Here is an 18,712-nt window from a genome sequence, read left to right as displayed (position 1 = left end):
AGGGGATCGCGGAGGTCCGAATCAGCAGTCACGATGATGGCGGAATCGGAAAAGCCAGCGAATCCGTACCATTACTGGACCCGTACTCGTACGTGTGCTGTGTGCGCTGACGAGTTGATCGCGTGCCCCGGACACAGCGCAGCGGCATCTCATGCCGCACCGCGCCCGTGACACGAGAGTTACTTGCGCACGCAGATCACGCGCACAACGGCGGCTGTCGCATCTGTGGAAGTGCCGTTCGCCGCGACACCATTCGCTTTCAGGAAATCACGCACCGTCTCCGCGGAGACCATCACCGCCTGCGATGCCGGCACCGCTGTCGCGGGTCCTGCGACCATCGCCGGCTTCAACAGTGCGATCCCTGCGAACTTGCCGTCGGTGTCGATGGCGGGGCTGCCGGAGAAGCCGACGGCCGGCGGCGGTGAGAGCGGGGAATCGCCGCCACCGACAGATGCCAGCGCGGCCTTGAGGCTTGACACACCGGCGGCTCCGCCCTGGCTCTGCGGATCAGCGATACCGATGACATCGATACTCGTCTTTGCCGCGCCGGCGGCGAGGCTGAAGGGCTTCAGGCCGCGGGCACCGTAGATATGCAGCAGCGCGAGGTCGTGTTCCCGGTCCTCGGCGAGCCGGTCGGCGCTGCCATAGCCGGCGATCGTGATCGCGAGACAGGAATCGGTGACGAGGCGGTCGGTGACGATCGCGCCATCGTCGCTGACGACGAGACCGGTGCCATACTCGACGGTCTTGCGCGGCGGCGGCCCGGCTTGCGGCCCTGACGGAAACGCGTTGAACGCGCTCGACATCGCGATCACGACCGGCTCGACCGTGTTCTCGGTCGCCTGATCGTAGAGGATCGTCATGATGCGGACTTCATCACCCCGAGAAGTGCCGCGCATGTAAAATTTCTTCAGGCCCTGCAGACCCGACAGCACGAAGAAGCCGGGCTTGACCACGGTGTAGTCGACCTTGCGACCCGGCTCCTTCTTCTCCGCTTCGGCAAGCTTGGCTGTGGTCGGGCTCGCCTCCTTGCGGCGGCTGAGCAGCACCTGCACCGTGCCATTGGGCGAGGTCCATTTCGAGCCGTTGGCGTCGGTCGCCTGCTGCGGCACCAGCTTTGAGGGAATGCCAAGCCGCGCGCCGCTGGTCATTTCCGTCACGATCTTCCAGCCGACGCTGTCCTGCTTCCGCCGCGCCGTCTCGGCGAGCGCGGCGCGTTCCTGCGGATTGAGTACGCCGGTCGGCTTGCCGCCCTTGGCCTTCTGATACTCTTTGATCGCCTCGACCAGGCGCGCGCTGACGTCACCGGTGATGGCGCCGTTGTACTGGCCGACCCAGGCGAGGTCGGACTGCAGCGACAGCCGCTCCGCCTGCGCCATGGCATCGGCCGTCGCAGCCGGCGTCTGCAATGCAGGAGGCCGGATCGGAACGGTCTGGACCGGCTTCGGCTTGGTGCCGGGCATCTGCGGTGTCGTCATCTGGGCGTTCGCGCCTGTCGCAGCCGCAAACATCAGTGTTGCCGCAAGCATCGATCTCATGACAAATCCAGCCAGCCCATTGAACGCAATGCCATTGAAGCACATCTCGTTGGTCGCGAACAATGTTGCGGTGGTTCAGGCCGGCGATAGAAGCCGTGGACTCAGGCCCTCATCCTGAGGAGCGGCCTCAAGGCCGCGTCTCGAAGGATCGCCCGCGGCGATAGCAGGGCCTGCATGGTTCGAGACGCGCGTTCCGCGCTCCTCACCATGAGGATCGACAGCAAGAGCGTAGTAGGAGAGGCGTAGGACGATGCTGAGCCCGGACGAACTCGAACGCTATGCCCGCCATATCGTGCTGCGCGATGTCGGTGGTCCCGGCCAGGCTGCGCTGAAGCGGGCCTCCGTGCTGGTGATCGGCGCCGGCGGGCTCGGTGCGCCCGCGTTGATGTATCTGGCGGCCGCCGGCATCGGTACGCTCGGCGTGGTCGATGACGATGTGGTGTCGCTGTCGAACCTCCAGCGCCAGGTCATTCACACCACGCCCGATATCGGCCGGCACAAGGTCGAGAGCGCGGCCGAACGGATCACGGCGCTCAATCCGCATGTCCGCTTCGTCGGCCACGCCACCTGGCTCAATGCCGACAATGCGCTGGCGCTGATCGGCGACTATGACCTCGTGCTTGACGGCTCCGACAATTTCTCGACCCGCTATCTGGCCTCGGACGCCTGCTTCTTCGCCAAGAGGCCGCTGATCACGGCGGCGCTCGGCACCTTCGATGGCTCGCTGACCACCATCCGTGCGCATGAGAAGAACGAGCAGGGCGAATTCAATCCGACCTATCGCTGCCTGTTCCCGGAGGCGCCGCCGCCCGGGACCGTGCCGGCCTGCGCCGAAGCCGGCGTCATGGGCGCGCTCGCGGGCGTGATGGGCTCGATGATGGCGCTGGAGGCGATCCGCGAGATCGTCGGCTTTGGCGACGGCCTGGTTGGCCGTCTCCTCATGATCGATGCGCGCGCGATGCGCTTCGAGACGCTGCGTTACGCGCGCGATCCGGCCAATCCGCTCAATGGCGATGGGCCTGTGATCACCGATCTCAGCGCCCATCGCACCTGATCGCAGCCGCTACGCCGTGGCCGGCTTCTCGCTGTCGAGATGCGCCATCTGCTCGGCCGCGTAACGCGTACCGGCGGCGACATCGGGCGGGAAGGCCTTTGCCAGCACCGCGAGATGAGCCGGCGTCAGCGTGACCTCGGCCGCACCAAGTGCCTCGCTGAGGCGGTTACGGGTGCGGGCGCCGACCAGCGGCACGATCTCCTTCCCTTGCGCCGCCACCCAGGCGATCGCGACCTGTGCCGGCGTCGCGCCAATCTCGGCGGCGATGGTGCGCAGCTGCTCCACCAGAGCCAGATTGACCTCGAGATTCGATCCCTGGAAGCGCGGCGTCATCAGCCGGTAATCCTTGCCTGCCTTGCCGGAGTCCTTCGACCAATGACCGCTGATGAGGCCGCGCGCCAGCACGCCGTAAGCCGTGATGCCGATGCCGAGCTCGCGGCAGGTCGTCAGGATGTCGCGTTCGATGCCACGCTCGATCAGCGAATATTCGATCTGGAGATCGGCGATCGGGTGCACGGCATGCGCGCGGCGGATGGTGTCGGAGCCGACCTCGGACAGGCCGATATGTTTGATGTAGCCGGCCTTCACGAGATCGGCGATGCCGCCGATGGTTTCCTCGATCGGAATGTTGGGATCGAGCCGCGCCGGACGGTAGATGTCGATGTAGTCGGTGCCGAGCCGCTGCAGTGAATAGGCCAGGAAGTTCCTCGTTGCGGCCGGCCTCGTGTCCATGCCGGTGAATTCGCCGGCAGGACCGCGCAGCGCACCGAACTTGACGCTGATCTGCACCCTGTCGCGCGGCACGTCCTTGAGCGCTTCGCGCACCAGCATTTCATTGTGGCCCATGGCGTAGAAATCGCCGGTGTCGACCAGGGTGATGCCGGCATCCAGCGCCGCGTGGATCGTGGCGATGCTCTCGCCGCGATCGGCGGGGCCGTAGACCTCGGACATGCCCATGCAGCCGAGGCCGAGGCTTGAGACGGTGGGGCCGGTTGAACCGAGTTTGCGCTGTTCCATGATGGCTCTCCTCGAAAAGGCGGTGACTGCGCCGCGTGACGAGGCCAGATATGCGCCTGATCGATTACGCCGATAAGCTGGACAATCGAGAATGGCTTGTTCACATTGGCGAACAATGCCCGAGCCCGACCTGCGTGATCTCGACGTCTTCGTGGCGGTCGCCCGCACCCGCAATTTCCGGCGTGCGGCGATCGATATTCGCGTGTCGGTGTCGAGCCTTAGCCAGCGATTGCGGGACCTGGAGGAGCGCCTCGGCGTCCGCCTGATGAACCGCACGACCCGTAGCGTCGCCCTGACCGAGGCGGGTGAGTTGCTGCTGTCGCGCGTGGCGCCGGCGCTGCGCGATGTCGGCGACGCCCTGGATCAGGTCCGGGGCCTGCGCGAGGTGGCCTCGGGCCGGCTGCGCATCAACGCGCCGCCGCCTGCGGTCGATCTCGTGCTGGCGCCGATGGTCGGGCCGTTCCTCAAGGCCTATCCGCAGGTCGACCTCGACATCGTCTCCGAGAGCGGGTTCGTCGATATCGTCAGCGCGGGCTTCGATGCCGGCGTGCGTTATGGCGAGCATCTCGCGCAGGACATGGTGGCGATCCCGCTGAGCGGCCCGCAGAGCTATGTCGTGGTCGCTTCGCCCGATTACCTCGCACGCCGCGGCAAGCCTGAGCATCCGAAGGATCTACTCGACCACGATTGCATCCGCGCCCGCTACTCCAGCGGTGTCATGCATGATCTGGAGTTCGAGAAGGCCGGTCAGCTGGTGAAAGTCGACCCGCCGGCAAAGCTGATCTCGACCAACATGGGCCTCTCCATGCGCGCGGCGCTCGACGGAGCCGGCATCTGGGCGACGCTTGATGGTTACGTCGGCGAAGCCCTGAAGTCGGGCGCGCTGGTCAGGCTGCTTGAAGACTGGTGCGAGCCGTTTTCCGGACCGTTCCTGTACTATCCAAGCCGGCGCCAGACGCCGCCGGCGCTGCGGGCCTTCATCGATTTCGTCGCCGACTGGCGCAAGCGAAACGCCCGAGGATAGCAGACCCTCATGGTGAGGAGCGCGGAACGCGCGTCTCGAACCATGAAGGCCCGGATCTCGCCTGCGGCAATCCTTCGAGACGACCGCTACGCGGTCTCCTCAGGATGAGGCAGGAGAGCTTATCGCGCAGAAAGTTGAACTCAGAGCATGCTCGGCAGCACGCGATCCGGCGGCTTGTGCGCGTCGAGGAAGGTGCGGATGTTGATGATCACCTTCTCGCCCATCTCGACGCGGCCCTCGATCGTGGCCGAGCCCATATGCGGCAGCAGCGTCACCTTGCCGGCCTTGGCGAGCCGCACCAGCTTCGGGTTCACCGCGGGCTCGTGCTCGTAGACGTCGAGGCCGGCGCCGCCGATCTCGCCGCCTTCGATCAGCTTGATCAGCGTGTCCTCGTCAGTGACCCCGCCGCGCGCGGTGTTGACGATGTAGGCGTCCTTGCGGATCAGCTTCAGCCGGCGCGCCGACAGCAGATGGTAGGTCGCCGGCGTGTGCGGACAGTTCACCGAGATGATGTCCATTCGAGCCAGCATCTGGTCGAGGCTTTCCCAATAGGTCGCGCCCAGCTCTTCGGCGATCTTCGGCGCCACCGGCCGGCGGTTGTGATAGTGGATCTGCAAGCCGAAGGCGCGGGCGCGGCGTGCGACCGCCTGGCCGATGCGGCCCATGCCGATGATGCCGAGGCGCTTTCCGCCGATGCGATGGCCGAGCATCCAGGTCGGCGACCAGCCCGGCCAGGGTTTTCCTTCCGTCAGGATCGAGGCGCCTTCGATCATCCGCCTGGGCACGGCGAGGATCAGTGCCATGGTCATGTCGGCGGTGTCTTCGGTCAGAACCTTCGGTGTGTTGGTGACGGTGATGCCGCGGGCATGCGCGGCCTCGACATCGATGTTGTCGACGCCGTTGCCGAAATTCGCGATCAGTTTCAGCCTGCAGTCGGGCTGGTTGACGATGTCGGCGGAGATGTGATCGGTCACGGTTGGGACCAGCACATCGGCCGTGCGGGCGGCTTCCGCGATCTGCTCGGGCGACATCGGCGCGTCGTCGAGATTGATCCGCGCGTCGAATAGCTCGCGCATCCGGGTCTCGATCGAGTCCGGAAGCTTGCGCGTCACCACGACGAGGGGCTTTTTCTTCACCGACATGTCCTGCCCTCATGAGGCGTTGCGAGCCGCCTCTGTCGCCAAAGGCCGGCCGTTGAGGCCTCATTAACCCGGTTGTTCGACACTGCAACTGCCGTGTCGTCCCCGGCGTTTCCTTCAAGCTCTCCCGACATTTCCGGCCGGAAAATCGGGACAAACCGGTTGTTCAGATGCCCGTCCTCTCTAGCAGAAGGCCGGGCCAAGACAAGAACCACGGGTAAAGGGCTCGGGAACACCCGCATAGGCGGGTCACAGGGGCGGCAGCGGCCTGGTTTTGGAATTTTGGGGCGAGGGCCCGGCTCGGCCGGACCTTCGACAGGAGACGGGTTGATGGCGTTGGGGCGTTTTTGTTCGGTGATGGCGCTCGTTTGCACCTGGTTGAGCGCTTCGGTCAGCCCGGGGCATTCGGCAAAGGACAGCACACCCCAGACTGCCTCGGGCCTCCCGGTGCCGCGCTACGTCAGCCTGAAATCGGATCACGTCAACGTCCGCGCCGGCCCGACCAAGGACAATGACGTCGCCTGGGTCTACACCCGCTCCGGCCTGCCGGTCGAAATCACCGCCGAGTTCGAGAACTGGCGCCGGGTCCGCGATTCCGAGGGCGCCGAGGGCTGGGTCTATCACTCGCTGCTGTCGGGCCGCCGTACCGCCGTCGTCACGATGAAGCACAAGGACGAGCTTGCGCCGATCTATGACCGCGCCGATCCCGACAGCGCGGTGGCCGCAAAGCTCCAGGCCGGCGTCGTCACGCAGGTGAAAAAGTGCACCACAAACTGGTGCCACGTCACCGGCAACGGCTTTGACGGCTGGATTCAGCAGGAGCGCCTCTGGGGCGTCTACTCGGACGAGCAGGTGAACTGACCCAACGGGTCATCCCGGGGCGATGCACAGCATCGAACCCGGGATCTCGAGATTCCGGGCTCGGTGCTGCGTACCGCCCCGGAATGACGGCGTAAAACAATATGGCCGGGAAATCCCGGCCATGAAAATCAAATCAGTGATGTAAGACGATCTCAGCGCTTCTTGCGCAGCCGTACGACCATGTCGATGCGGGCGATCTCGTAACCCGCGGGCACCTCCGGCATCTTGGACAGCGCCAGATGCGGATCCTCGATGTCGACCAGCTCGTGGCTGTTCTCGAGATAATAGTGATGGTGGGTCGTGACGTTGGTATCAAAATAGGTCTTGGTGCCGTCAACGCTGACCTGACGCAGCAGACCGGCGTCGGTGAGCTGGTTCAGCGTGTTGTAGACGGTGGCAAGTGAGACCGGCACCTTGGCCAGCGTCGCTTCCTCGTAAAGCATTTCAGCCGTGAGGTGTCGCGCACCCTTGCCGAACAGGAGCCAGCCGAGCGCCATACGCTGGCGCGTCGGGCGAAGCCCGGCGGATTGGAGCATTTCGTTGACGTCGTGCCACGGGCAACCGGTCAAAGCCGGCTGGCGGCCCGACATAAGAGCCGCCGCATGAGCCTCGTCGTCGCGATGGGGCGCGTTATTTTCGTTCATTTCCAGCTTCGGGCACGCGTGAACACTGTGGTCTCCAACATATATGGAGAGATAGATGCAGATGCAAGTTTCTCGCAACTAGAGTGGTTCTAATTAGCAGGGGAACCGGGCCGGCGGCCCGTCATTTTACCTTCATGAGAGCGCTTTGCTACCCGAAATGGCCTGTGTTAGAGAGCCCGCGGTTCCGCTTAACCGATTTTGGCGCGACCCGGCATTGAAGGCCGTTCGCTATCTATCCGGGGTCCTTCGTTATTCTCGTCTGAGAATGGCAACAGATGTTGCTTTTCGAACAGGATGGGGCCCATTTTCGCCGGAAACGCCGCTCAGTCGGGGTTAGAACACAAAGGCTTCCGCATGCTGAACAGGCGCAACGGTTACGAATATGAAGATCTGCTGGCATGTGCCCGCGGCGAGATGTTCGGCCCTGGCAATGCGCAATTGCCGCTGCCGCCGATGCTCATGTTCGACCGCATTTCGGACATCAGCGAGACCGGCGGCGAATTCGGCAAGGGGGTAGTGCGTGCCGAACTCGACGTGAAGCCCGACCTCTGGTTCTTCGGCTGCCACTTCAAGAACGATCCGGTGATGCCCGGCTGCCTCGGCCTCGATGCGCTGTGGCAAATGGTCGGCTTTTATCTGGGCTGGAGCGGCGGTGAAGGTCGCGGTCGCGCGCTTGGCCTGAACGAGCTGAAGTTCAGCGGCCAGGTGCTGCCGGAGGCCCGCAAGGTTGTGTACAACATCGATATCAAGCGCGTGATGCGTTCAAAGCTGGTGCTCGGTATCGCCGACGGATGGCTTTCGGTCGATGACCAGATTATCTATCGCGCGAAGGATTTGAAGGTCGGCCTGTTCAAGCAGGGCACGAGCCTGGGCTGAGCGCATCACCACGAAGATAACGATTGAGGCGAGGCTGTCATGAGGCGGGTTGTGGTCACCGGGATGGGCATTGTCTCTTCCATCGGAAACAACACCCAGGAAGTGCTTGCGAGCCTTCACGAGGCGAAGTCGGGCATTTCGCGGGCTGAGAAATATGCCGAGCTCGGCTTCCGTTCGCAGGTGCAGGGTGCGCCGACGCTCGATCCCTCGACGGTGGTCGACCGCCGCGCCATGCGTTTCCTCGGTCAGGGCGCGGCGTGGAATCACGTCGCGATGGAACAGGCGATCCAGGATTCCGGTCTTTCGCCTGACGAAATTTCCAATATTCGCACCGGCATCATCATGGGATCCGGCGGTCCGTCCGCGCGCACCATCGTCGAGGCCGCCGACATCACCCGCACCAAGGGACCGAAGCGCGTCGGGCCGTTTGCAGTGCCGAAGGCGATGTCCTCCACGGCCTCCGCGACGCTTGCAACCTGGTTCAAGATCAAGGGCGTGAACTATTCGATTTCGTCGGCCTGCGCGACGTCGAACCATTGCGTCGGCAACGCCTATGAGACGATCCAGATCGGCAAGCAGGACGTCATCTTCGCTGGCGGCTGCGAGGAGCTGGACTGGTCGCTGTCGGTGCTGTTCGACGCCATGGGCGCGATGTCCTCGAAGTACAACGACACGCCCTCCACGGCCTCGCGTCCCTACGACGTCAACCGCGACGGCTTCGTGATTGCTGGCGGCGCCGGCGTGCTGGTGCTGGAAGAGCTCGAGCATGCCAAGGCGCGCGGCGCGCGCATTTACGGCGAGATCGTCGGCTACGGCGCGACGTCCGACGGCTACGACATGGTCGCACCATCAGGCGAGGGTGCCGAGCGCTGCATGCGCATGGCGATGTCGACCGTGAAGACCAAGGTCGACTACATCAATCCGCACGCGACATCGACGCCGGCCGGCGATCCGCCGGAGATCGACGCGCTCCGCAGGGTGTTCGGAAGCGGCGAGAAGTGCCCGCCGATCTCGGCGACCAAGGCGCTGACGGGCCACTCCCTGGGCGCAACCGGCGTGCAGGAAGCGATCTATTCGCTGCTGATGATGAACAATGGTTTCATCTGCGAGAGCGCCCACATCCAGGAGCTCGACCCCGTGTTCGCCGACATGCCGATCGTGCGCAAGCGCATCGACAACGTCAAGATCGGCACCGTGCTGTCGAACTCCTTCGGCTTCGGCGGCACCAACGCCACGCTGGTGTTCAGCCGGCTTGATGCGTGAGGTCCTTGCGGACGCGCTGGTAATTTTCTCGTCATGGCCGGGCTTGTCCCGGCCATCCACGTCTTTGCTCACGTCTTGGCCTCCGGCTTCGAAGGGCGTGGATGCCCGGGACAAGCCCGGGCATGACGAAAGCGGAAAGTGAAAGGTGACCGTGAAATGGAAGGTTTGATGAAAGGCAAGCGCGGTCTGATCATGGGCATCGCCAATGATCATTCGATCGCCTGGGGCATGGCGAAGACGCTGCATGCCCATGGCGCCGAGCTTGCCTTCACCTTCCAGGGCGAGGCCTTGGGCAAGCGCGTCAAGCCGTTGGCGGAGCAGCTTGGCGTCGACATGGTGCTGCCCTGCGACGTCGAGGACATCGCCAGCGTCGATGCCACCTTCGATGTGCTCCGCGAAAAATGGGGCAAGCTCGACTTCGTCATCCACGCGATCGGCTTCGCCGACAAGAACGAGCTCAAGGGCCGCTACGCCGACACCAGCCGCGAGAATTTTTCGCGCACCATGGTGATCTCCTGCTTCTCCTTCACGGAAGTGGCAAAACGCGCCGCCGAGCTGATGACGGAGGGCGGCAGCATGATCACGCTGACCTTCGGCGCTTCGGAACGCGCGATGCCGAACTACAACGTGATGGGCGTGGCCAAGGCGGCGCTGGAAGCCTCGGTGCGCTATCTCGCCTCCGACTTCGGACCGCGCGGCATCCGCGTCAACGCGATCTCCGCCGGCCCGATCCGCACGCTCGCCGGCTCCGGCATCGGCGAGGCGCGCGCGATGTTCGCCTTCATGCAAAAGCATTCCCCGCTCCGCCGCGGCGTCACGCTCGACGAGCTCGGCGGCTCGGCGCTGTATCTGTTGTCGGATCTCTCCGGCGGCGTGACCGGCGAGATCCACTATGTCGATAGCGGCTACAACATCGTCCTGATGCCGAGGCCGGATGATATGAAGACGCAGGACTAACCCGCCGCGATCTGCTCCGCGCGCTGGAACGCCGGCCGTGCCATGCAGCGGGTGAGATAGGCCTCGAAGGCCGGGCGCGACGGCACCATCTTGAACAGGCGCACCGCGAAGTTCAGGCCCGAGCCGATCGTGATGTCGGCGGCGGAAAATTCCTCCCCGAGGACCCACGGCCCCTTGGCAAGCGCGGCTTCCAGCACGTCGAAGACCTGCGTTGCGCTGCCCCAGGCCGCGGTCGATGTCGGGATCTCGATCTTCGTGAAGATCTGGATGATGGCGGGTTCGATGCAGCCCGGCGAGAAGAACAGCCATTGCAGGTAACGCGCACGGCGCGGGTCCGTCACGGCTGGGGCTAGCCTGGTCTCGGGATAGCGATCGGCAATGTAGGCGCAGATGGCGGCGGCTTCGCCGAGCGCGGCATCGCCGTCGGTCAGCGCCGGAACCTTGCCCATCGGATTGACCTTCAGGTAGTCCGGCGCCTTCTGTGCGCCGGTCGAGATGTCCGTCAGCACGCGCTCATACGGCAGGCCACTCTCTTCCATCAGCCAGAGCGTCGTGAATGAGCGCGAACGGGGCGACCAATAGAGCTTGATCATGGAAGCGGACCTTTCATCGGTGGCAGCCGAACAGCGCGCAATTTCATGGCGCGTCCGCAGCGAATCCGCAATGCACTACGCCAGGTATGGAATGCTCCGGCTCAATCTTCCTTGAGATAGCCGGGGAGTCCGCGGTCGAGCCTATCTGCGACGAGTGTTCGTGTCCTCTCGCGCAGCGTCGCGTTGGCTGAAGCTGCCGCGGGCGGCTCGGGGAACAGCGAGTTGTCGAGCTTGGTGAGCGGGTCTTCGGTCAGCCGCAGACTTGCGGCGAAGTTCGCGCCGAAATTCACAAAGGGGCGCTTGATTTCCTCATAGCTTCTGCCGTCGATCAGGTTGATCGAGATGTTGGCGAACAAATGCGAATGCCGGATCAGATTTCCGAGCCCCTGATTGAATGTGCCGATGCCGTTTAACATCAGGCGGGTGCCCGGCAGTTCTCCCTTGTACGTGGTCGCAACCAGATAGCGAGCGCAGCTCCCGTTCGGAGTGATGCCGCGCACGATCGCTGGCAGGCGTTCGTTGGGATCGGGAATGAATCGCGATTTCGGATTGTAGAAGGGTTCGAAGGCCCCCTTGGGGTAGGCGATCCTGCGAACACCGGGATCGCCACCCGTTGCGGCTTTAACCCGCGCAAACACGAGATCGTCGAGACCCCAGTCGATGGGAATCTCGGTCTCCTCGCTCTCGAAAATGGTCAGCCCGAATTTCTGGACGGAATAGCGCTCGCTGATCACCGAGATCACGCCAAGCCGGCACGGGCCGCTCTCGACCGCGACCGGCTGCTTCGCCACCGGTTTGGCCTTCGGCGCGGCCTTCTTGGCAGCTGGTTTTGCCGGTGCGGGAGATGCGGTGGTTGCGGAAGGGGTTTGCGCTACTGCCGGAGCCAGAAAGGACAGCAGGACGAGCAATGAGGCAGCAGATCGAAACATGGATTCCAGGGGAGCAGCGGCAGGAGGACATCGGAGATGCCACACTAAGTTGGGATCGTGACAACCGCAAGCTGCATCAGAAGATCGTTGTCTATGCGGAGGGCCGCTGCCGCTTCCATCTATAATACTTCATCACAAACCCGTTCGAGGGCTCGATCTCTTGCTTCTCGAACACAAAGCCCTCGCGCTCGTACCAGCGCCAGGCTTTCTCGTTCTCGCGGACGCAGCGCAGATACATCTCGTCCGGCATTTGCGTACGCGTGAAGGCGAGCAATTGGCGGCCGAGCGATTGGCCCTGATAGGCGGGCGCGACGAACAGCATGTCGAGATAGAGTTTTGGCAAATGCAGCGCCAGCATTGCGGCGATCGTGCCGTCGTCGTCGGCGACGAACAGGCTCCAACCGTCCTCGATCTCGCGCCGGACGCGTGCACGCAGGTTTGCGAGCAGGAATTCACTCGTCTCGCCGAGCCCGGTCGAGACCCAGCTCTCCATCCAGACGCGGCCGATCTCGTCGTATTCGTCCGCGCGGGCCGGGCGGATGATGGGATGCGACATCGAGGGCTCAAATCGGCTTGCTGCGCACGGATGGGCGCGCGCGCACCTTGCCCGCCGACAGGCACACCACCTCGGAGATTTGCAGGAGTTGCCGCGCCAGCGGGCTGGTCTTGCGCCAGACCATGCCGATGGTGCGTGACGGCTGCGGGTCGCGGAAGCGCGCGAGCGAGACCGAGGCCGATCGCGTCTCCACCGACACGGCCATCTCTGGGATCAAGGTGACGCCGATGCCGGCGCTGACCATCTGGACCAGCGTCGACAGCGAATTGGCATCCAGCATCTCGCGCGGCGGCGCCGATTGCATGTTGCAGAATGACAGCGCCTGATCGCGGAAGCAGTGCCCCTCTTCGAGCAGCAGCAGCCGCATCTCGCGCATCATCTCCCGCGACGGTGCCGGCGTTCCCTCATCTGCGCTCGGCCGCACCAGCAGGAATTTTTCCTCGAACAGGGCGACCTCGGTGAGCGAGGGCTCCGACACCGGGAGCGCAACGATCGCGGTATCGAGTCGGCCTTCCACCAGTTCCTGGATCAGCCGCGGCGTCATCGTCTCGCGCACGCGGATGTCGAGCTCCGGATGCATGCGCGTCAAATTCTTGGTGATCGTCGGCAGCAGATAGGGCGCGATCGTCGGAATCATGCCGATGCGCAGCCGTCCGGAGAACCGGTCCTGCGAGGCGCGGGCGAAATCGCCGAGTTCGTCGACCGAGCGCAAAATGTCGCGGACGCGCTGCGCGAGCTCCTCGCCAAATCGGGTCAGCGCCACCTGCCGAGCGCTGCGCTCCAGCAGCAGGCCGCCGAGCGCCTCCTCCAGCTCCTTGATCTGCATTGACAGGGCCGGCTGCGAGATCGAACAGGACTCAGCCGCGCGGCCGAAATGATTGTGACGCGCCAGGGCGTCAAAATACCGGAGCTGGCGCAGCGTGAGATTTAGCATCAGAAAATCTTATCGCTGCGATCATTAAAGTCAACTTCCCCTGATCGAACGTGAAGCCTAGAGTGCTTCTACCTGGTCAATGGCGCGAGTTCGACGCCACCAGAGGAGGTATTCATGGACGACACTTCAAAGTGCCCGTTTTCGGGTGGAAAACGTGTGCCGGCGAACCGCGATTGGTGGCCGACCCAGCTCAGCATCGAGATGCTGCACAAGAATTCGGCCAAGTCCGACCCGATGGACAAGGACTTCGACTACGCCAAGGAATTCAAGTCGCTCGACCTGAACGCGGTCATCAAGGACCTGACCGCTCTGATGACCGAATCGCAGGAATGGTGGCCCGCCGACTTCGGTCACTACGGCGGCCTCATGATCCGCATGGCCTGGCACAGCGCGGGCACCTATCGCACCACCGACGGTCGCGGTGGCGCCGGCGCCGGACAGCAGCGTTTCGCGCCGCTCAACAGCTGGCCCGACAACGCCAATCTCGACAAGGCACGCCGTCTGCTCTGGCCGATCAAGCAGAAATACGGCCGCAAGATTTCCTGGGCCGATTTGATGGTGCTGGCCGGCAACGTCGCGCTGGAGTCGATGGGCTTCAAGACCTTCGGCTTCGCCGGTGGCCGCGCCGACGTGTGGGAGCCGGAAGAGCTCTATTGGGGTCCCGAAGGCACGTGGCTGGGCGATGAGCGCTACAGCGGCGAACGTCAGCTCGCCGAGCCGCTCGGCGCGGTGCAGATGGGCCTCATCTACGTCAATCCAGAAGGCCCGAACGGCAAGCCGGATCCGATCGCCGCGGCAAAGGACATCCGCGAGACGTTCGCCCGCATGGCGATGAACGACGAGGAAACCGTCGCGCTGATCGCCGGCGGCCACACCTTCGGCAAGACCCATGGTGCCGGCGATCCGTCGCTGGTCGGACCGGAGCCGGAAGCGGGCGCGCTCGAGGATCAGGGCCTCGGCTGGAAGAGCAAGCACGCTTCGGGCATTGGCGGCGATTCCATCACCAGCGGCCTCGAGGTGACCTGGACGACGACGCCGACGAAGTGGAGCAACAACTTCTTCGAGAACCTGTTCAAGTACGAATGGGAGCTGACGAAGAGCCCGGGCGGTGCGCAGCAGTGGACGGCCAAGGGCGCCGAGGCGATCATTCCCGACGCCTTCGACAAGTCCAAGAAGCATCGGCCGACGATGCTGACGACCGATCTGTCGCTGCGTATGGATCCGGCCTATGAGAAGATCTCGCGCCGCTTCCTGGAGAATCCCGATCAGTTCGCGGACGCCTTTGCCCGCGCCTGGTTCAAGCTCACCCATCGCGACATGGGCCCGATCCAACGCTATCTCGGCCCGCTGGTGCCGAAGGAAACGCTGATCTGGCAGGACCCGATCCCGGCCGTGAATCACGAGCTCGCGAGCGAGCAGGATATCGCCTCGCTGAAGACCAAGATCCTGGCTTCGGGTCTGTCGGTCTCGGAGCTGGTCTCGACCGCCTGGGCGTCGGCCTCGACGTTCCGGGGCTCGGACAAGCGCGGCGGCGCCAACGGCGCGCGCATCCGCCTCGCCCCGCAGAAGGATTGGGAGGTGAACGAGCCGGCTCAGCTCTCGAAGGTCCTGGGCAAGCTCGAAGCGATCCAGAAGGACTTCAACGCGTCATCCGGTGCGAAGAAGGTCTCGCTGGCGGACCTCATCGTGCTCGGCGGCACCGCCGCGGTCGAGAAGGCCGCCAAGGATGCCGGCGTCGACGTCAAGGTCGGCTTCACGCCGGGCCGCATGGATGCCTCGCAGGAGCAGACCGACGCCGCTTCGTTTGCTCCGCTGGAGCCGCGGGCCGATGGCTTCCGCAACTTCATCGGCAAGCGGCAGCAGTTCATGATGCCCGAGGAAGCTCTGGTCGATCGTGCGCAGCTGCTCCGGCTTACCGGTCCGGAGATGACGGTGCTCGTCGGCGGTCTGCGCGTACTCGGTGCCAATGCGAACGGTTCGAAGAACGGCGTCCTCACCTCGAAGGTGGGAACGCTGAGCAACGACTTCTTCGTCAACCTGCTCGACATGAGCACGCAGTGGACGCCGGCCGGCACCGACGGCACCTATGAGGCCCGCGACCGCAAGACCAACGCGGTCAAGTGGACCGGCACGCGCATCGACCTGATCTTCGGCGCACACTCGCAGCTTCGCGCCTACGCCGAGGTCTATGCCACGTCGGATTCCAAGGAGCAGTTCGTCAAGGACTTCGCCAAGGCTTGGACCAAGGTGATGAACCTCGACCGCTACGACATCGCGGCTTGAGGTGTTTGACCTCTCCCGCTTGCGGGAGAGGTCGACGCGCTCCGGGCGATGCGAAGCATCGTCCCGCGCGGCGGGTGAGGGCTCTCTCCTCATTGGGAGTCTCTCTGCGGAAGCAACCCTCTCCCGGACCCTTTCCCGCAAGCGGGAGAGGGAGCGCAGATCGGCCGGAGCAGGCACAAACGAACACAAACAAAAAGGGCGGCCGCGAGGCCGCCCTTCGTGTGTCTGGCAGGTAGCGAGATTTACTCGCCGGCCGCTTCGCGCGCGGGCTGCTGGCTCTCGCCCTTGCCCTCGAGGTCTTCGCCGGTCTCCTGGTCGACCACCTTCATCGACAGGCGGGTCTTGCCGCGGTCGTCGAAGCCGAGCAGCTTGACCTTGACCTTGTCGCCTTCCTTGACGACGTCGGAGGTCTTCTGCACGCGCGCCGAGGCGAGCTGGCTGATGTGGACGAGACCGTCCTTGGAACCGAAGAAGTTCACGAAAGCGCCGAACTCCATCACCTTGACGACGGTGCCGTCATAGATCTGGCCGACTTCCGGATCGGAGGCGATCGACTTGATCCACTTGATCGCGGCCTTCATGGCCTCGCCGTCGTTGGAGGCGACCTTCACGGTGCCGTCGTCCTCGATGTTGACCTTGGCGCCGGTCTTCTCGACGATCTCGCGGATCACCTTGCCACCGGTGCCGATCACTTCGCGGATCTTGTCGGTGGCGATCTTGAAGGTCTCGATGCGCGGCGCGTATTCGCCGAGCTCGGCACGGGCGTTGGTCAGCGCCTTCGACATCTCGCCGAGGATGTAGATACGCCCATCCTTGGCCTGGCCGAGCGCGACCTTCATGATCTCTTCGGTGATGCCCTCGATCTTGATGTCCATCTGGAGCGAGGTGATGCCCTGCTCGGTACCGGCGACCTTGAAGTCCATGTCGCCGAGATGGTCCTCGTCACCGAGGATGTCCGAGAGAATCGCGAAGCGCTTGTCTTCGAGGATCAGCCCCATCGCGATGCCCGCGGTCGGCCGCTTCAACGGCACGCCGGCGTCCATCAGCGCGAGCGAGGCGCCGCAGACCGAAGCCATCGACGAGGAGCCGTTGGATTCGGTGATCTCCGATACCACGCGCGTGGTGTAGGGGAATTCGTGGTGCGGCGGCAGCACCGGGTGGATCGCGCGCCACGCGAGCTTGCCGTGGCCGATCTCGCGGCGCTTGGTGCCGCCGAGGCGGCCGGTCTCACCGACCGAGTAGGGAGGGAAGTTGTAGTGCAGCAGGAACGTCTCTTTGTACGTTCCCGACAGCGCGTCGATGTACTGCTCGTCCTCGCCGGTGCCGAGCGTGGTCACGACCAGCGCCTGGGTCTCGCCGCGGGTGAACAGGGCCGAGCCGTGGGCGCGGGGCAGCACGCCGACTTCGGCGACGATGTTGCGCACGGTCTTGGAATCGCGGCCGTCGATGCGCTTGCCGGTGTCGAGGATGTTCCAGCGAACGATCTTGGCTTCGAGCTCCTTGAACACGCCGCCGATGCGCAGCTTGTCGTATTTCGGCTCCTGGCCTTCCGGGAAGTAGTGCGCGATCACCTTTTCCTTGACCTTGCCGACCGCGGCGTAGCGATCCTGCTTGACCGGAATGGCGTAGGCGGCGCGCAGTTCCTGCTCGACCATGCCGAGCATTTCCTTTTCGAGCGCCGAATTGTCGATCGTGGTGACCTCGCGCGGCTCCTTCGCGGCCTTTTCGGCGAGCTCGATGATCGCGTTGATCACCGGCTGGAAGTGGCGGTGACCGAACATCACGGCGCCGAGCATGATCTCTTCGTTCAGCTCCTTGGCTTCCGATTCGACCATCAGCACGGCGTCTGCGGTGCCGGCGACGACGAGGTCGAGCTGGGTGTCGACCATCTCGTCGAGCGTCGGGTTGAGGATGAACTCGTCATTGGCGAAGCCGACGCGCGCGGCGCCGATCGGGCCCTTGAAGGGAGCGCCCGACAGGGTCAGCGCAGCCGACGAGGCCACCAGCGCGACGATATCGGGATCGTTCTCCATGTCGTGCGAGAGCACGGTGACGATCACCTGGGTCTCGTTGCGCCAGCCGTCGACGAACAGCGGACGGATCGGGCGGTCGATCAGGCGGGAGACCAGCGTTTCCTTCTCGGTCGGACGACCTTCGCGCTTGAAATAGCCGCCGGGAATGCGGCCGGCTGCGTAGGTCTTCTCCTGGTAGTCGACGGTCAGCGGCAGGAAGTCGACGCCTTCGCGCGGTGACTTCGCGGCAACGACGGTGGCGAGCACCACGGTCTCGCCGTAGGTCGCGACGACGGCGCCGTCGGCCTGGCGGGCGATCTTGCCGGTTTCGAGCTTGAGAGGGCGTCCACCCCAGTCGATCTCGACTGAATGCTTATTGAACATAGAGGTCTTCTTTCATGGGTTCTCGAAAGAAGGACGGGTCGAAAAACAAAAACCATGCGCAAGATTGCGGGACGTTGATCGAAGCGGGCGATCAGCGTCCTGCGATCCTGCCATGGTTTTTGGATTTCGGATGGCGTCCATCCCTTCGGGTCATACGGGCGCCTTGCCCGTTGTGCCCAGCCGCCGGATTGCTGCTGGACTGTCAGTCGGCACGAACGCGAACACCGAAGCGCGGTGTTCGCCCATCATGCCCGGATGCTCGCCGTCAACGGCTCGCATCCGACGCGCACGCAGCCTCGACGAAAAACCTTTAAACAAACGCTTTCGTTCGAAATCACGCGCGAAAACGCGCGCCGGTTGGCGCGCGCAAGAACTCTTAACGACGAATGTTGTGCTTCTCGAGCAGCGCCTTGTAACGCGCCTCGTCCTTCTTCTTCACATAGTCGAGGAGCGAGCGGCGGGTCGAGACCAGCTTCAAGAGGCCGCGACGCGAATGGTTATCCTTCACGTGGGTCTTGAAATGGTTGGTGAGGTTGGCGATGCGTTCCGACAGGATCGCGACCTGAACCTCTGGCGAGCCGGTATCGCCGGCCTTGTTGGCATTCGTCTTGATGACTTCCGCTTTGCGTTCTGCGGCAATCGACATCG

At 64.0% G+C, this 18,712-nt stretch carries 17 protein-coding genes; 7 read left to right on the top strand and 10 right to left on the bottom strand.

Annotation, left to right across the window (positions count from 1 at the left end; translation table 11 throughout):
- Window positions 1-179: 179 nt before the first annotated feature.
- Window positions 180-1,538, bottom strand: coding sequence for a serine protease (locus tag AC0L3A_RS07110; protein ID WP_473253910.1), 1,359 nt, complete (start codon window positions 1,536-1,538; stop codon window positions 180-182).
- Between the two features lie 250 nt (window positions 1,539-1,788).
- Between AC0L3A_RS07110 and AC0L3A_RS07105 the strand changes: the two genes are divergently transcribed.
- Complete coding sequence (locus tag AC0L3A_RS07105; RefSeq protein WP_007598366.1) at window positions 1,789-2,592, top strand: HesA/MoeB/ThiF family protein; 804 nt, start codon at window positions 1,789-1,791, stop codon at window positions 2,590-2,592.
- A gap of 9 nt (window positions 2,593-2,601) precedes the next feature.
- Here the strand turns inward: AC0L3A_RS07105 and AC0L3A_RS07100 are convergent, their stop codons facing one another.
- A complete protein-coding gene (locus AC0L3A_RS07100) occupies window positions 2,602-3,609 on the bottom strand; it encodes an aldo/keto reductase (protein WP_007598364.1) in 1,008 nt (335 codons plus the stop codon).
- A gap of 115 nt (window positions 3,610-3,724) precedes the next feature.
- On the opposite strand from AC0L3A_RS07100, the gene AC0L3A_RS07095 reads away from it, so the two are divergent.
- A complete protein-coding gene (locus AC0L3A_RS07095) occupies window positions 3,725-4,633 on the top strand; it encodes a LysR family transcriptional regulator (RefSeq protein ID WP_007598362.1) in 909 nt (302 codons plus the stop codon).
- A gap of 140 nt (window positions 4,634-4,773) precedes the next feature.
- Here the strand turns inward: AC0L3A_RS07095 and AC0L3A_RS07090 are convergent, their stop codons facing one another.
- Window positions 4,774-5,775, bottom strand: coding sequence for a 2-hydroxyacid dehydrogenase (locus tag AC0L3A_RS07090; protein WP_007598360.1), 1,002 nt, complete (start codon window positions 5,773-5,775; stop codon window positions 4,774-4,776).
- Window positions 5,776-6,102: 327 nt separating this feature from the next.
- On the opposite strand from AC0L3A_RS07090, the gene AC0L3A_RS07085 reads away from it, so the two are divergent.
- On the top strand, window positions 6,103-6,633 hold the full coding sequence (locus AC0L3A_RS07085) for an SH3 domain-containing protein (RefSeq protein ID WP_007598358.1): 531 nt from the start codon (window positions 6,103-6,105) through the stop codon (window positions 6,631-6,633).
- Window positions 6,634-6,785: 152 nt separating this feature from the next.
- Here the strand turns inward: AC0L3A_RS07085 and irrA are convergent, their stop codons facing one another.
- On the bottom strand, window positions 6,786-7,277 hold the full coding sequence (gene irrA / locus AC0L3A_RS07080) for an iron response transcriptional regulator IrrA (RefSeq protein WP_007598357.1): 492 nt from the start codon (window positions 7,275-7,277) through the stop codon (window positions 6,786-6,788).
- A gap of 354 nt (window positions 7,278-7,631) precedes the next feature.
- Between irrA and fabA the strand changes: the two genes are divergently transcribed.
- From fabA to fabI, 3 genes are all read left to right on the top strand, one after another.
- Window positions 7,632-8,153: a bifunctional 3-hydroxydecanoyl-ACP dehydratase/trans-2-decenoyl-ACP isomerase gene (gene fabA / locus AC0L3A_RS07075; protein WP_007598355.1), complete on the top strand. Its 522-nt coding sequence runs from the start codon at window positions 7,632-7,634 to the stop codon at window positions 8,151-8,153.
- A 39-nt stretch (window positions 8,154-8,192) separates the two neighbouring features.
- Complete coding sequence (fabB, locus tag AC0L3A_RS07070) at window positions 8,193-9,416, top strand: beta-ketoacyl-ACP synthase I (protein WP_007598354.1); 1,224 nt, start codon at window positions 8,193-8,195, stop codon at window positions 9,414-9,416.
- 156 nt (window positions 9,417-9,572) lie between these two features.
- Entirely contained in the window at window positions 9,573-10,373 is an 801-nt protein-coding gene (gene fabI / locus AC0L3A_RS07065) for an enoyl-ACP reductase FabI (protein WP_007598353.1), read from the top strand.
- Here the strand turns inward: fabI and AC0L3A_RS07060 are convergent.
- The 4 genes from AC0L3A_RS07060 to AC0L3A_RS07045 all read right to left on the bottom strand — a co-directional run bounded on the left by AC0L3A_RS07060 (window position 10,370) and on the right by AC0L3A_RS07045 (window position 13,385).
- On the bottom strand, window positions 10,370-10,966 hold the full coding sequence (locus tag AC0L3A_RS07060; RefSeq protein ID WP_007598352.1) for a glutathione S-transferase family protein: 597 nt from the start codon (window positions 10,964-10,966) through the stop codon (window positions 10,370-10,372). The two genes, fabI and AC0L3A_RS07060, sit on opposite strands and share 4 nt — an antisense overlap.
- 101 nt (window positions 10,967-11,067) lie before the next feature.
- Complete coding sequence (locus AC0L3A_RS07055) at window positions 11,068-11,895, bottom strand: hypothetical protein (RefSeq protein ID WP_473253907.1); 828 nt, start codon at window positions 11,893-11,895, stop codon at window positions 11,068-11,070.
- 91 nt (window positions 11,896-11,986) lie between these two features.
- Window positions 11,987-12,451, bottom strand: coding sequence for a GNAT family N-acetyltransferase (locus AC0L3A_RS07050; RefSeq protein WP_007598350.1), 465 nt, complete (start codon window positions 12,449-12,451; stop codon window positions 11,987-11,989).
- Window positions 12,452-12,458: 7 nt separating this feature from the next.
- Window positions 12,459-13,385 carry a hydrogen peroxide-inducible genes activator gene (locus AC0L3A_RS07045; RefSeq protein WP_007598349.1) on the bottom strand — a complete coding sequence of 309 codons (927 nt, stop codon included), beginning with the start codon at window positions 13,383-13,385 and terminating at the stop codon, window positions 12,459-12,461.
- A 114-nt stretch (window positions 13,386-13,499) separates the two neighbouring features.
- On the opposite strand from AC0L3A_RS07045, the gene katG reads away from it, so the two are divergent.
- A complete protein-coding gene (gene katG / locus AC0L3A_RS07040) occupies window positions 13,500-15,668 on the top strand; it encodes a catalase/peroxidase HPI (RefSeq protein WP_007598348.1) in 2,169 nt (722 codons plus the stop codon).
- Between the two features lie 242 nt (window positions 15,669-15,910).
- On the opposite strand, the gene pnp is transcribed toward katG, so the two are convergent.
- Together pnp and rpsO are read right to left on the bottom strand one after the other, a co-directional pair.
- Window positions 15,911-18,064 carry a polyribonucleotide nucleotidyltransferase gene (gene pnp / locus AC0L3A_RS07035; RefSeq protein WP_473253906.1) on the bottom strand — a complete coding sequence of 718 codons (2,154 nt, stop codon included), beginning with the start codon at window positions 18,062-18,064 and terminating at the stop codon, window positions 15,911-15,913.
- A gap of 376 nt (window positions 18,065-18,440) precedes the next feature.
- Window positions 18,441-18,710 (bottom strand): 30S ribosomal protein S15, encoded by a 270-nt coding sequence (gene rpsO / locus AC0L3A_RS07030; protein ID WP_007598346.1) that lies wholly within the window; start codon window positions 18,708-18,710, stop codon window positions 18,441-18,443.
- Between the last annotated feature and the right edge of the window lie 2 nt (window positions 18,711-18,712).

This window comes from Bradyrhizobium sp. MI1.3, from assembly GCF_055811695.1.
The sequence above is the reverse complement of the archived record's forward strand: the minus strand, read 5'-3'. Positions and strand labels throughout refer to the sequence as shown.

What these genes read in the sequence shown, in the direction of transcription:
- AC0L3A_RS07110 (WP_473253910.1), bottom strand. Translation starts at nt 1,538, where the DNA reads ATGAGATCGATGCTTGCGGCAACACTGATGTTTGCGGCTGCGACAGGC.
- AC0L3A_RS07105 (WP_007598366.1), top strand. Translation starts at nt 1,789, where the DNA reads ATGCTGAGCCCGGACGAACTCGAACGCTATGCCCGCCATATCGTGCTG.
- AC0L3A_RS07100 (WP_007598364.1), bottom strand. Translation starts at nt 3,609, where the DNA reads ATGGAACAGCGCAAACTCGGTTCAACCGGCCCCACCGTCTCAAGCCTC.
- AC0L3A_RS07095 (WP_007598362.1), top strand. Translation starts at nt 3,725, where the DNA reads ATGCCCGAGCCCGACCTGCGTGATCTCGACGTCTTCGTGGCGGTCGCC.
- AC0L3A_RS07090 (WP_007598360.1), bottom strand. Translation starts at nt 5,775, where the DNA reads ATGTCGGTGAAGAAAAAGCCCCTCGTCGTGGTGACGCGCAAGCTTCCG.
- AC0L3A_RS07085 (WP_007598358.1), top strand. Translation starts at nt 6,103, where the DNA reads ATGGCGTTGGGGCGTTTTTGTTCGGTGATGGCGCTCGTTTGCACCTGG.
- irrA (WP_007598357.1), bottom strand. Translation starts at nt 7,277, where the DNA reads ATGAACGAAAATAACGCGCCCCATCGCGACGACGAGGCTCATGCGGCG.
- fabA (WP_007598355.1), top strand. Translation starts at nt 7,632, where the DNA reads ATGCTGAACAGGCGCAACGGTTACGAATATGAAGATCTGCTGGCATGT.
- fabB (WP_007598354.1), top strand. Translation starts at nt 8,193, where the DNA reads ATGAGGCGGGTTGTGGTCACCGGGATGGGCATTGTCTCTTCCATCGGA.
- fabI (WP_007598353.1), top strand. Translation starts at nt 9,573, where the DNA reads ATGGAAGGTTTGATGAAAGGCAAGCGCGGTCTGATCATGGGCATCGCC.
- AC0L3A_RS07060 (WP_007598352.1), bottom strand. Translation starts at nt 10,966, where the DNA reads ATGATCAAGCTCTATTGGTCGCCCCGTTCGCGCTCATTCACGACGCTC.
- AC0L3A_RS07055 (WP_473253907.1), bottom strand. Translation starts at nt 11,895, where the DNA reads ATGTTTCGATCTGCTGCCTCATTGCTCGTCCTGCTGTCCTTTCTGGCT.
- AC0L3A_RS07050 (WP_007598350.1), bottom strand. Translation starts at nt 12,451, where the DNA reads ATGTCGCATCCCATCATCCGCCCGGCCCGCGCGGACGAATACGACGAG.
- AC0L3A_RS07045 (WP_007598349.1), bottom strand. Translation starts at nt 13,385, where the DNA reads ATGCTAAATCTCACGCTGCGCCAGCTCCGGTATTTTGACGCCCTGGCG.
- katG (WP_007598348.1), top strand. Translation starts at nt 13,500, where the DNA reads ATGGACGACACTTCAAAGTGCCCGTTTTCGGGTGGAAAACGTGTGCCG.
- pnp (WP_473253906.1), bottom strand. Translation starts at nt 18,064, where the DNA reads ATGTTCAATAAGCATTCAGTCGAGATCGACTGGGGTGGACGCCCTCTC.
- rpsO (WP_007598346.1), bottom strand. Translation starts at nt 18,710, where the DNA reads ATGTCGATTGCCGCAGAACGCAAAGCGGAAGTCATCAAGACGAATGCC.